This window comes from Streptococcus canis, from assembly GCF_900636575.1.
In the GTDB taxonomy this organism is placed as follows: Bacteria; Bacillota; Bacilli; order Lactobacillales; family Streptococcaceae; genus Streptococcus; species Streptococcus canis.
Map to the genome: position 1 here is coordinate 237,992 of NZ_LR134293.1, position 12,844 is coordinate 250,835.

The window sequence follows — 12,844 nt, forward strand, 5'->3', positions numbered from 1 at the left end:
CTCCTTACTTCTTTGGGTAATTTGTCATGGCTCTAACAATAAGGTAACCAATTAAGAGTCCAAAAGTATTTTGTAACACGTTTCCCCAAATACCAGCTAAAGAACCTGCCAAGCCATAACCAAGCATTAAAGACCCTAAGAAATACCAAACAACCATGATAGCAGAGCCTAAAAGAATACCTAACCAGCGTTTATAACCTCTCCAACCAGCAAAGTAACCTTGAGCACCATGCGCAATCAAGCTATGGATCATCCACTGAGGATAACCTGCCAATAAATCAATTAAAAAGCCTGATAAACCGCCTACAATAGCTCCTTGAGTGGCTCCCAAATAGAAACTGGTAAAATAAATACCAGCATCCAAAAGGGTTAAAAATCCCGTTGGTGTTGGAACCATCACAAATCGCCCTAAAACAACTGTCAAGGCCGTCAACACTGCCAATAAACTCAGCTGTCTTATCTTATTTTTTTGCATTTCCTTGTTTCACTCCATATCTATCCGATTGTAAAATGGCTTGGTAAACGAAGTCTTTTGCAGCCCGAACAGCCTCTAATAGGGATTGCCCCACAACTAACTGACTAGCGATACTCGAAGCAAAGGTACAGCCCGCACCCACATTATTTTGCTTAAGTACTGGATAATCCAATACTTCGAAGGATTTACCATCATAAAAAAGATCAAGAGCCTTTTCCTGACTAAAACGGTTCCCACCTTTAATAACCACATGCTTTGCCCCAAACTGATAAAGGATTTTAGCAGCTGCTTTCATATCTTCTAAACAAGTAATCTCTTTTTGGGATAATAGCTGCGCTTCTACCAAGTTCGGCGTTACAATAGTTGCACGGGGGAAAAACTGCAATAACTCCTGACACAAAGCAGCGACCTCCACATCATGCGTCTCCTTACAAACTAACACAGGATCCAATATCAGAGGAATATCTGAATGAGACGTGACAAAGTCCAGTGCTAATTGACAAATTTCTGAATTGGGTAAAAGACCAATTTTAATAGCAGAAAAAGGAACATCCTTTAAACTCTCCAATTGGTAACGGAAAATATCTCCCTGAGTTGGAAAAATGTCAAACCCCTTATCTGTCATGGCAGTCAAGCAAGTCACTGCAACAAAGCCGTGTAAATCATGCCGCGTATAAGTTGCCAAATCGGCATACAAGCCCCCTCCACTAAAAATGTCATTCCCCGACATGGCTAAAATGTAATTAGTCTTCATAGCGAATCTCCTTTAGATAAAGACCGTTCCCTGCGGGCGTTGGACCTGCTAGCTGACGATTTTGGGAGGTCAAAATCACCTTAATCTGCTCAACTGGCATGCGACCATTTCCAATTTTTAGTAAAGTACCTACCATATTCCTGACTTGTTTATAAAGAAAACCATTTCCTGAAAAGGTAAAGACCAAAAAACCTGTTTTGTCATCCTGAATCAAAGTTGCCTCCGTAATTGTGCGAACCTTATTTTCTACCGATGTTCCTGCTGCCGTAAAACCTGTAAAATCATGGGTTCCCACTAAATCCTTAATGGCCTCTTGCATCTTGGACATATCAAGAGGATACGGGTAGTGAGTCGCATAATGACGCATCATTGGGTTTTTAGGCCGACCACAATCCACCAGAAATTCATAAGTTTTCGAATGCTTTTGGTAACGACAGTGAAAATCATCTGCCACTATTTCTAGTTTAATCACATCAATATCATCTGGAGTTTGCGTGTCCAAGGCAAAACGCAATTTTTCCAAATCCCGTTTCTGGGGCAAATCAAAATGGATCACCTGACCATAGGCATGCACACCAGTATCCGTCCGTCCCGCTCCATGAATTAGGATTTGTTGCCCACTGGCCAACTTTTGGAGGGTCTTTTCAATTTCTTCTTGTACCGTACGCACATGGCTCTGTCTTTGAAAACCAGAAAAGAGAGTTCCGTCGTAAGAAATCGTTGCTTTATATCTTGTCATGTTACTATTTTATCATTTCTTAAAAGCAAGAGAAACCATTTTTCTCCAAACTGTCCCCATACAATTATCATATCACTATTTCTTTCAAAAAACTACTGACAAATCTTATTTTTCTAATATTCAAACATTATAAAGTTTCTCTTATGAAAATCATCAAATTTTAGGGTAGTTCCCTAGCATCAACCCAGCCCAGTATATTATCCATCGTAGAAAAATAAAGCTCATAAAGTAGTGGTGGTCTCAGCACCTGAAAAGCGAGCCCCAGATGACACCAAAGTCACAGATGCTTTAATTGCTTACTACTAAACTTACAAATTCAGACAAGTTTTTCAAAAACCTCTTACTTGGATTAGTCACCGCTGCCAGACCATTTACCAAAATTTAGGATTTAGATAGCAATGCTAGTGTTAGCATCATCAACCCCTTAAAAAACCTAGTAAAATTCCCCATTGATGAGAATCTCTTTTGATACGATACCTTTCTTTCTACTGGCGAAGATAACAACACCAAACTTATTGCCACTTACTTTCAAGCTGCTGTCTTGACAGTTATCTATCTTCATCCTCGAGAAATCAGCTTACTCGTTAACAAAGAAGGACAAAATGCAAGAATCTTACTTGTCAGTGATGGCCATATTGAAAAGCTAAATCAACGAGATGGAATTTTAGTTATCCCAAGCTTCTTTAGTGTCACACATGATAACCACATCCGTACCTTTTCATGGGGAGATTCTGACATCATAGGGTCTCTTATAGAGCCAGACTGGCAGCCGAAGCGGACAAAAATTCACTGGACTTTACTAGTATATTTGTCGTCCATTCAAGAGTTATTCACAATCCCCATTCCATTAAAAAATTCACCTACAAAGAAAGGCAGAAACTGCCCTATGCAGGCTTCTCAGTCTTTCATGATGAAATCCTACTCCTTACCTATCGAGGAAACATCCTCATTATCATACAAAACACCATCCCCTTTCTCACCCTGGTACCAATTGTCTTAGAGCATAAAGAAAATCGGGATTCCCGCAACACCACAAAATCCCTTCCTGAGAATTATGTAAATCTCTCAATGGTTTCCAAGGTTCAAGCGAAGTTTCCGTTATGTTTGTTATGGACAGTCAAGATGAACATAAAGCTATCTGAGTACTATACAACACCTTTTCCAACTCCAAAATGAATATCCCCAAAACTACCTTAGTCAAACAGTAACAAAAGTGGTTTTCAAAATAGATGGTCTCTGATGTCCCTTACCAAGCCTAGTCCCACACACCTCAAAAGGCTGGAGATCCCTCTCCAACCTATAACACTCCTATCTCCTACCCTAACTTCTCTCAAATCCCTCAAAATAAGGACGCAACTTCCTAAGCAAGGCCTGCCTTCCCTTAAACCGTTCCCCTCTCACCAAGGCCTGAAACTGTAACCGCTCCTCTTCACCCAACTGCCCTTCTAACACCTCAACCACCTCCCTATAGGCCACGTAATCATCCAACCATAACCCACCTGATGGAATCGCATGTGCTACATCACCTATCTCCTCATAAGCCATTTTATGAAACTGACGCTTCTGACTTTCTTGCTGACGCAAGACATCCTTCAAATACGAGGAAAACTTAGTCTTAAAATAACGATACAACCGTTCGTCTTCCCAAAGTAATTCAGGATGCTGCTCTAGAAGACTCACCAATATCAAATACCCTTCCTGTAACCAATCCTCTCTCTCCCACAATTGAATATAATAATGACGCTTCAACTTCAAGATAATGGGTTTCACCTTCTCAAACACTACTTCTGTCTCTATCGACATGTCCATTCTCCTTTTCTTTTTTACTATCCCTAGTATAAAGAGAACATCAAAAAAGCAACAGGACAAAAATGTCCTGTTGTGCTTTTCTCATCATGCACCCTAGAGGAGTCGAACCTCTAACCGCCTGATTCGTAGTCAGGTACTCTATCCAGTTGAGCTAAGGGTGCTTCCCAACACTTCCTATCTTATCTTACCATAACTCCTCTCAAAATGCAAAAAAAGATAGGATTCTTCCTATCTTCTTCGACTACTCCGCCAGTAGGACTCGAACCTACGACATCATGATTAACAGTCATGCGCTACTACCAACTGAGCTATGGCGGATAAATGCTAAGCAACTACCGTATCTAACAGGGGGCAACCCCCAACTACTTCAGGCGTTCTAGGGCTTAACTACTGTGTTCGGCATGGGTACAGGTGTATCTCCTAGGCTATCGTCACTTAACTTTTGAACTTCCTTATTCTCATAAGGGCTGTCCACTCAAAATTGAATACCTATATTCTAACAAGAACCTTCTACGCTTGTCAATCTCTTTCTTCGGATAAGTCCTCGAGCTATTAGTATTAGTCCGCTTCATGTATCACTACACTTCCACTTCTAACCTATCTACCTGATCATCTCTCAGGGCTCTTACTGATATAAAATCATGGGAAATCTCATCTTGAGGGGGGCTTCGCACTTAGATGCTTTCAGCGCTTATCCCTTCCCTACATAGCTACCCAGCGATGCCTTTGGCAAGACAACTGGTACACCAGCGGTAAGTCCACTCTGGTCCTCTCGTACTAGGAGCAGATCCTCTCAAATTTCCTACGCCCGCGACGGATAGGGACCGAACTGTCTCACGACGTTCTGAACCCAGCTCGCGTGCCGCTTTAATGGGCGAACAGCCCAACCCTTGGGACCGACTACAGCCCCAGGATGCGACGAGCCGACATCGAGGTGCCAAACCTCCCCGTCGATGTGAACTCTTGGGGGAGATAAGCCTGTTATCCCCAGGGTAGCTTTTATCCGTTGAGCGATGGCCCTTCCATACGGAACCACCGGATCACTAAGCCCGACTTTCGTCCCTGCTCGAGTTGTTGCTCTCGCAGTCAAGCTCCCTTATACCTTTACACTCTGCGATTGATTTCCAACCAATCTGAGGGAACCTTTGGGCGCCTCCGTTACCTTTTAGGAGGCGACCGCCCCAGTCAAACTGCCCGTCAGACACTGTCTCCGATAGGGATTACCTATCTGGGTTAGAGTAGCCATAACACAAGGGTAGTATCCCAACATCGCCTCCATCGAAACTGGCGTCCCGATTTCTATGGCTCCTACCTATCCTGTACATGTGGTACAGATACTCAATATCAAACTGCAGTAAAGCTCCATGGGGTCTTTCCGTCCTGTCGCGGGTAACCTGCATCTTCACAGGTACTAAAATTTCACCGAGTCTCTCGTTGAGACAGTGCCCAAATCATTACGCCTTTCGTGCGGGTCGGAACTTACCCGACAAGGAATTTCGCTACCTTAGGACCGTTATAGTTACGGCCGCCGTTTACTGGGGCTTCAATTCAGATCTTCGCTTACGCTAAACCCTCCTCTTAACCTTCCAGCACCGGGCAGGCGTCACCCCCTATACATCATCTTACGATTTAGCAGAGAGCTGTGTTTTTGATAAACAGTTGCTTGGGCCTATTCACTGCGGCTGACATCAGTCAGCACCCCTTCTCCCGAAGTTACGGGGTCATTTTGCCGAGTTCCTTAACGAGAGTTCTCTCGATCACCTGAGGCTACTCGCCTCGACTACCTGTGTCGGTTTGCGGTACGGGTAGTGTATAGTTAAACGCTAGAAGCTTTTCTTGGCAGTGTGACATCACTAACTTCGCTACTTAACTTCGCTCCCCATCACAGCTCAATGTTATAGATATAAGCATTTGACTCATATCACACCTCACTGCTTAGACGTGCTCTTCCATTCGCACGCTTTAGTTAGCCTTCTGCGTCCCTCCATCACTATATACACTAGTACAGGAATATCAACCTGTTGCCCATCGGATACACCTTTCGGTCTCTCCTTAGGTCCCGACTAACCCAGGGCGGACGAGCCTTCCCCTGGAAACCTTAGTCTTACGGTGGACAGGATTCTCACCTGTCTTTCGCTACTCATACCGGCATTCTCACTTCTATGCGTTCCAGCCCTCCTCACGGTACACCTTCTTCACACATAGAACGCTCTCCTACCATTACCTCTTAAGGTAATCCACAGCTTCGGTAATATGTTTTAGCCCCGGTACATTTTCGGCGCAGGGTCACTCGACTAGTGAGCTATTACGCACTCTTTGAATGAATAGCTGCTTCTAAGCTAACATCCTAGTTGTCTGTGCAACCCCACATCCTTTTCCACTTAACATATATTTGGGGACCTTAGCTGGTGGTCTGGGCTGTTTCCCTTTCGACTACGGATCTTAGCACTCGCAGTCTGACTGCCGATTATATCTCCTTGGCATTCGGAGTTTATCTGAGATTGGTAATCCGAGATGGACCCCTCACCCAAACAGTGCTCTACCTCCAAGAGACTTAACATCGACGCTAGCCCTAAAGCTATTTCGGAGAGAACCAGCTATCTCCAAGTTCGTTTGGAATTTCTCCGCTACCCACAAGTCATCCAAGCACTTTTCAACGTGCCCTGGTTCGGTCCTCCAGTGCGTCTTACCGCACCTTCAACCTGCTCATGGGTAGGTCACATGGTTTCGGGTCTACAACATGATACTAAGTCGCCCTATTAAGACTCGGTTTCCCTGCGGCTCCGTCTCTTCAACTTAACCTCGCATCATATCGTAACTCGCCGGTTCATTCTACAAAAGGCACGCTCTCACCCATTAACGGGCTCGAACTTGTTGTAGGCACACGGTTTCAGGTTCTATTTCACTCCCCTCCCGGGGTGCTTTTCACCTTTCCCTCACGGTACTGGTTCACTATCGGTCACTAGAGAGTATTTAGGGTTGGGAGATGGTCCTCCCAGATTCCGACGAGATTTCGCGTGTCTCGCCGTACTCAGGATTCTGCTAGGGCTCAAAAAAATTTTAAATACGAGGCTTTTACTCTCTTTGGCTTACCTTCCCAGGTAATTCTTCTATCCTTTTAAAGTCCCACGTCGCAGTCCTACAACCCCGAAAAGTAAACTTCTCGGTTTGCCCTCCTGCCGTTTCGCTCGCCGCTACTCAGGCAATCGCTTTTGCTTTCTCTTCCTGCAGCTACTTAGATGTTTCAGTTCACTGCGTCTTCCTTCTCATAACCTTAACAGTTATGGATACTAACCATTAGTTAGTGGGTTCCCCCATTCGGACATCTCTGGATCAGCGCTTACTTACAGCTCCCCAAAGCATTTCGTCGTTTGTCACGTCCTTCTTCGGCTTCTAGTGCCAAGGCATCCACCGTGCGCCCTTATTAACTTAACCTTATCTTTTACTAGTATATCTTAACTAGAAAAAACTCTTTAATACTTACAGCGTTTTCGGTTTATTTCTTGTTACTATTCTTACAATCAATTTCTTGATCGTGGAATTTGATATAGATATTCAATTTTCAATGGACAGTTTTTAGGATATCTCTATCCTAATGGAGCCTAGCGGGATCGAACCGCTGACCTCCTGCGTGCAAAGCAGGCGCTCTCCCAGCTGAGCTAAGGCCCCACAAGACCTCTCAAAACTAAATAAGACGTCCCTAACGTGTTCCTTTTCCTTAGAAAGGAGGTGATCCAGCCGCACCTTCCGATACGGCTACCTTGTTACGACTTCACCCCAATCATCTATCCCACCTTAGGCGGCTGGCTCCTAATAGGTTACCTCACCGACTTCGGGTGTTACAAACTCTCGTGGTGTGACGGGCGGTGTGTACAAGGCCCGGGAACGTATTCACCGCGGCGTGCTGATCCGCGATTACTAGCGATTCCGACTTCATGTAGGCGAGTTGCAGCCTACAATCCGAACTGAGATTGGCTTTCAGAGATTAGCTTGCCGTCACCGGCTTGCGACTCGTTGTACCAACCATTGTAGCACGTGTGTAGCCCAGGTCATAAGGGGCATGATGATTTGACGTCATCCCCACCTTCCTCCGGTTTATTACCGGCAGTCTCGCTAGAGTGCCCAACTTAATGATGGCAACTAACAATAGGGGTTGCGCTCGTTGCGGGACTTAACCCAACATCTCACGACACGAGCTGACGACAACCATGCACCACCTGTCACCGATGTACCGAAGTAAAACTCTATCTCTAGAGCGGGCATCGGGATGTCAAGACCTGGTAAGGTTCTTCGCGTTGCTTCGAATTAAACCACATGCTCCACCGCTTGTGCGGGCCCCCGTCAATTCCTTTGAGTTTCAACCTTGCGGTCGTACTCCCCAGGCGGAGTGCTTAATGCGTTAGCTCCGGCACTAAGCCCCGGAAAGGGCCTAACACCTAGCACTCATCGTTTACGGCGTGGACTACCAGGGTATCTAATCCTGTTTGCTCCCCACGCTTTCGAGCCTCAGCGTCAGTTACAGACCAGAGAGCCGCTTTCGCCACCGGTGTTCCTCCATATATCTACGCATTTCACCGCTACACATGGAATTCCACTCTCCCCTTCTGCACTCAAGTTCTCCAGTTTCCAAAGCATACATTGGTTGAGCCAATGCCTTTAACTTCAGACTTAAAGAACCGCCTGCGCTCGCTTTACGCCCAATAAATCCGGACAACGCTCGGGACCTACGTATTACCGCGGCTGCTGGCACGTAGTTAGCCGTCCCTTTCTGGTTAGTTACCGTCACATAATGGGTTTTCCACTCCCATTACCGTTCTTCTCTAACAACAGAGCTTTACGATCCGAAAACCTTCTTCACTCACGCGGCGTTGCTCGGTCAGGGTTCCCCCCATTGCCGAAGATTCCCTACTGCTGCCTCCCGTAGGAGTCTGGGCCGTGTCTCAGTCCCAGTGTGGCCGATCACCCTCTCAGGTCGGCTATGTATCGTCGCCTTGGTGAGCCTTTACCTCACCAACTAGCTAATACAACGCAGGTCCATCTCATAGTGGAGCAGTTGCCCCTTTTAAGTTCTTAACATGTGTTAAGCACTTTTATGCGGTATTAGCTATCGTTTCCAATAGTTATCCCCCGCTATCAGGTAGGTTACCTACGCGTTACTCACCCGTTCGCAACTCCTTAGACTAGTGCAAGCACCTGTCCTCAGCGTTCTACTTGCATGTATTAGGCACGCCGCCAGCGTTCGTCCTGAGCCAGGATCAAACTCTCTTTAATTTCTGTTTGTTCTGTCTCGTCTTTCTGTCGCTGACAGATTTATTTCTCGTTTCTTTGACGGGTAATATGTCTCCATATCACCCTCACGTTTGGTTCGTCTTATTCAGTTCTCAAAGGTCTTGCATCTCTTTCGAGACAACTATTTTATTCTATCAACTTCCTGACCGTTTGTCAACCCTTTTTTTAAAGTTTTTTCAACTGACTCCCTTGCAGATTCATCGCTGACAGCTTTATTAGTATACGATATTTCATACCTACCTGTCAATACTTTTTTACAGTTCTGTTGGAGTTGCTTATCATCTTAATAAATCTATGTTAAAGCCTTCTAATTTCTCCATTTCATTCTTGAAAATCTTCTTATGAAATATGAGCTAGCTAATGTGCCACTATTGAATCGTAACCGTCCAATAACAGGGTATATTGACAACCTCCAAAATTTCCAATTGACTCTGGAGGTTTTGATTATTGACAATTTGTTTGTACTTCTTTAGCCCATGGCAAATAAGCTTCTAGCACTTCTCTTTTTGCGAGAGTTTCTTCATTAGGAAGGTGGTCTAGAAGGTAACTCATATATTTTTCCGAGTTCAGTCCATGTCGCTTAGCCGTTTCAAGCAAACTCATGACGATAGCTGTCGCTTTGGCTTCTTCAAAACTTTGAGAAAACAACCAATTTTTTCGGCCCATCACTAAGGATTTGATAGCTCTCTGCCATATTGTTAGACAAGACAAGATGGCCATCCTCCAAAATTGTTTTAAAGGTTCTTTCATGCTTGAGACTATAAGCGATAGCGAGACCCAGCTTCGATCCTGAAAGGACAACTTGCTCGCGACACCAATCAAAGAAGGTGATCATTAATGGCGTCAAGATTTCTTTGCGTTTAACCAGACGCTCTTGTGGGGATAAGTCCCGCCATTCAGCTTCCAAGGCGAACAGCTTGTCACAGTAAACAAACCCTTTACGCCCTAGAGAAGTCTTATCAGCTTGCTTTGGACTTGCCTCAAAGAACTTCCGTCTCACATGTGCCCAACAACCAACGAGCTGGGCACTCTCTAATTGACGATAAGCCCCATGCATGTCACAATGCACGTAACCTGAGTAATGACCGAGAACCTCTTAGGCAACTAAGCCACTGCGCCTTTTATCATGATGGTAAAGGGTGATCCCTTTCTGTTCATGCTTACCAGACAAAAACGTCCAGTAATAAGGCAGCTGTGTGTCACTTTCAAGAACTCTATAAGAAGTTTCATCCGCATGAATGACCTCTTGACTTAATAAGATGTCACGAAGCAAGTCATAAAGAGGTTCAAAATAATACTGGCTAGACTTGACATGCCAGTTAGCGATTTCCTTGCGACTAATGGACAGTCCTAACTTATTCCAATCCTCTTCCTAACTGTAGTTAGGAACTTTAAGGGTGAACTTTTGATGAATGGTATGGGCAATAATGGAAGCAGAGCCTAGGCTATGAGCTAATGGTGCCTTGGGAACAGGCGCTTTGATGATCTTGTCACTGAGGCTATTATCGCTACACGTTTGGCACTTATAAGCGTGTTGCACATGATTTATACGTTTCAATTGTGCTGGGATAAAGACTAATTCTTGACGTTGAACCACCGAGCCAATCTCTGTCAATGTTCCATGACAATCCGGACAAGTACAGCTGTCACCAATTAATTCGTGGTGAACAAGCTCAGGTTCAAACTGAGCTAGAATAGCTTGACGTCTTCCTTTGATTTTCTTGTGTCTATAAGTAATGGCTTCTGTTTTTCCTGACTCCCAATCCAAACACCATCTGCTTCAATATAAAGTACTTTAGGTTTCTTCAACTGTTGAACATCAGCCAGACGACTGTCAGAAACCTTCTCAGCGACACCTTGAGTGATTTTGTGAACCGTTTGATGGCTCATGGCAATATCAGTCAGTAACTCTAGCGTCTCACTGGCTTTACGAAAGGGCATTCCTGTTGCCAACTCACTGATTTTTTCTTTAATCTCTGGACTAAAGCGTTGACGTTGTTCTAAGCCTAGAGCTTTATCTAAGGGTAAGAAACTCTTCTCACCAGCCTTACGAATACGACGTCTTTTAAAACTGACCATTCCAAACGAAAACGTTAGTTGACGCTCTTCAAGACGGTCTATCTCCCAGCCCTCTGACAGATGAGTTTGGACCAGTTCCTTATCCAAACTTTCTAAACTAGCACTTAAACTAGCACTGATTTCATCTCTCATCAAAGATATAATGGCTTCTTCAAGTTCAGATAAATGCTTACTAGACTTTAAAATCTCGGAAATCTCTGGTATAATAGTCATAAGTTCTATATCCCTCTAGGTTAATGTGGTATTTTCCTAGGATATAGAGCTTTTTTGCTTTTGTAAAGCATTTCCGAGATTTATTTTACACTAACCTGGATTTCCTCACTTCCGCTTCTACCTTACTAAAATCAATAGTAAAATAGAAATAATGGTCTCGTCCATCGACTGATTTTTCCTTATTGAGTTTAAAGTAGTTCTTATCAATATATTTTTGTCTCTCTTGTTGTAGGGAAAACATTACAGAGTACGAACTCATTTTTAAACATGGTATCTCGAGCAAGACTTTCATAGAATAAAAAAGGGGGAATCAATAACAACAAAAACATTAGATACTCTCTGCTTTATTTTAGATCGTAGAGTAGAGGAAATACTTGAATATGTTAATGAAGACAATTAGTAACCACCTTATTTTTGAACGAGGTGGTTTTGTCTGCTATCTCAACATTTCTTGTAATTTGGCCAATTCATCAATATAGGGAAGGGAAGACTGTAAAAGTCGTCCATAATAATTCCTATTATCCACTTGTCCTGTTACCAGCTTTCCTATAAGAAGCCAATCAGTGACCATTATATTTTTTACCCTAAGACCGAGTGATGACTCGGTCGGCTGATATTTTAATAGTAATGGTTGTAATCTGTCGTTGATAAACTTTAGTAATTTCTTATCAATCTTCTTCAGTGTATCTCCATCTGTTACAACGAAATCTCTAAACTCTCTCTCAAATTCAATAGAACATTTTTTATACAGAAAATTTATTGCCTCGTCTAGGTGTTTCGGATAGTCTGAAAAAACCTTGTCCTCTGGAATACCATAAAAGAGAAGAGGAATATAATAATCTGTACCTTCCATTTTCACCATATCATATTTGGAGGGTTTCAATGCCATCTCATATAGTGATAACGTTTTAGCATAAGGTACATAATCAATCAAAATTCGATTTGCCATCTCCTTTAAAGATTCATCCTCACCATAGATACAATCATAAAATAGGGAAGAAAATATATCGAAAAAATTTTCTCCCTTTTCAAATTCACCCCAAATAAGGTGTGTTTCACTCTTAAATCTAAGCCTATTAGTCAAATGACTTGCACACGAATGTGGAAGTAAGTACGGATTCTTATCTTTATATATCTTTTTACCGAATACGTGCTTTACCATAGCTTTATCGTATGAAATTTCATTACCGTTTGGTTCGATACAAGTTGACAGGTCATCAAATGTAAGATGTGCCTTCCCTTCTCCATAGGCAATAGTTTCTCTTCGATTCTCTAACCTTTGCACTAAAGATTCGTAAATTAAGTCTACTGTGTAATTAAACATACTAACTCCATTTGGTGGTTGTTTTATTGTAATTATTTTATGAAAACTCTCTATTTTTTACAACTAAAAACTGTTGTAAAATGAAATAAATCAAAGCTCAGCAAAACTTTGATTATTGATGACTACTCATTTAGTTGCAAATAAATGAGTTTACTATCAGTA

6 protein-coding genes, 3 tRNA genes, 3 rRNA genes and 3 pseudogenes are annotated in these 12,844 nt (G+C 43.2%); 1 reads left to right on the plus strand and 14 read right to left on the minus strand.

Features of this window, described 5'->3' with window-relative positions:
• Positions 1-4: 4 nt before the first annotated feature.
• From EL097_RS01200 to EL097_RS10795, 13 genes and pseudogenes are all read right to left on the minus strand, one after another.
• Complete coding sequence (locus EL097_RS01200) at positions 5-475, minus strand: ECF transporter S component (RefSeq protein ID WP_003046585.1); 471 nt, start codon at positions 473-475, stop codon at positions 5-7.
• Positions 462-1,229 carry a bifunctional hydroxymethylpyrimidine kinase/phosphomethylpyrimidine kinase gene (locus EL097_RS01205; RefSeq protein ID WP_003046582.1) on the minus strand — a complete coding sequence of 256 codons (768 nt, stop codon included), beginning with the start codon at positions 1,227-1,229 and terminating at the stop codon, positions 462-464. The genes EL097_RS01200 and EL097_RS01205 overlap by 14 nt, the downstream gene beginning before the upstream one ends.
• Entirely contained in the window at positions 1,219-1,968 is a 750-nt protein-coding gene (gene truA, locus EL097_RS01210) for a tRNA pseudouridine(38-40) synthase TruA (protein ID WP_003046579.1), read from the minus strand. Before truA ends, EL097_RS01205 begins: the two co-directional genes overlap by 11 nt.
• A 1,320-nt stretch (positions 1,969-3,288) precedes the next feature.
• Positions 3,289-3,777, minus strand: coding sequence for a hypothetical protein (locus EL097_RS01220; protein WP_039994770.1), 489 nt, complete (start codon positions 3,775-3,777; stop codon positions 3,289-3,291).
• A gap of 87 nt (positions 3,778-3,864) precedes the next feature.
• Positions 3,865-3,938 (minus strand) — tRNA-Arg (locus tag EL097_RS01225).
• An 83-nt stretch (positions 3,939-4,021) separates the two neighbouring features.
• A tRNA-Asn gene (locus tag EL097_RS01230) sits at positions 4,022-4,095 on the minus strand.
• Between the two features lie 5 nt (positions 4,096-4,100).
• Positions 4,101-4,216 (minus strand): 5S ribosomal RNA (rrf, locus tag EL097_RS01235).
• A gap of 93 nt (positions 4,217-4,309) precedes the next feature.
• A 23S ribosomal RNA gene (locus tag EL097_RS01240) occupies positions 4,310-7,212 on the minus strand.
• 161 nt (positions 7,213-7,373) lie between these two features.
• Positions 7,374-7,446: transfer RNA gene (locus tag EL097_RS01245), tRNA-Ala, on the minus strand.
• Positions 7,447-7,499: 53 nt separating this feature from the next.
• Positions 7,500-9,048, minus strand: a 16S ribosomal RNA gene (locus EL097_RS01250).
• The 16S, 23S and 5S rRNA genes sit together here with 3 tRNA genes alongside, the layout of an rRNA operon.
• 462 nt (positions 9,049-9,510) lie before the next feature.
• Positions 9,511-10,834 (minus strand): annotated as a pseudogene (tnpC, locus tag EL097_RS10790) (IS66 family transposase).
• On the minus strand, positions 10,756-11,358 hold the full coding sequence (locus EL097_RS01270; RefSeq protein ID WP_003046571.1) for a UPF0236 family transposase-like protein: 603 nt from the start codon (positions 11,356-11,358) through the stop codon (positions 10,756-10,758). Before EL097_RS01270 ends, tnpC begins: the two are co-directional and overlap by 79 nt.
• Before the next feature lie 85 nt (positions 11,359-11,443).
• A pseudogene (locus tag EL097_RS10795) lies at positions 11,444-11,560 on the minus strand (DUF5960 family protein); the annotation flags it as partial.
• A gap of 4 nt (positions 11,561-11,564) precedes the next feature.
• Here EL097_RS10795 and EL097_RS01275 point away from each other — a divergent pair.
• Positions 11,565-11,758, plus strand: a pseudogene (locus tag EL097_RS01275) (helix-turn-helix domain-containing protein).
• Between the two features lie 36 nt (positions 11,759-11,794).
• On the opposite strand, the gene EL097_RS01280 reads toward EL097_RS01275, so the two are convergent.
• A complete protein-coding gene (locus EL097_RS01280; protein WP_003046569.1) occupies positions 11,795-12,682 on the minus strand; it encodes a gluzincin family metallopeptidase in 888 nt (295 codons plus the stop codon).
• Positions 12,683-12,844: the final 162 nt, after the last annotated feature.

What these genes read in the sequence shown, in the direction of transcription:
- EL097_RS01200 (WP_003046585.1), bottom strand. Translation starts at nt 475, where the DNA reads ATGCAAAAAAATAAGATAAGACAGCTGAGTTTATTGGCAGTGTTGACG.
- EL097_RS01205 (WP_003046582.1), bottom strand. Translation starts at nt 1,229, where the DNA reads ATGAAGACTAATTACATTTTAGCCATGTCGGGGAATGACATTTTTAGT.
- truA (WP_003046579.1), bottom strand. Translation starts at nt 1,968, where the DNA reads ATGACAAGATATAAAGCAACGATTTCTTACGACGGAACTCTCTTTTCT.
- EL097_RS01220 (WP_039994770.1), bottom strand. Translation starts at nt 3,777, where the DNA reads ATGGACATGTCGATAGAGACAGAAGTAGTGTTTGAGAAGGTGAAACCC.
- EL097_RS01270 (WP_003046571.1), bottom strand. Translation starts at nt 11,358, where the DNA reads ATGACTATTATACCAGAGATTTCCGAGATTTTAAAGTCTAGTAAGCAT.
- EL097_RS01280 (WP_003046569.1), bottom strand. Translation starts at nt 12,682, where the DNA reads ATGTTTAATTACACAGTAGACTTAATTTACGAATCTTTAGTGCAAAGG.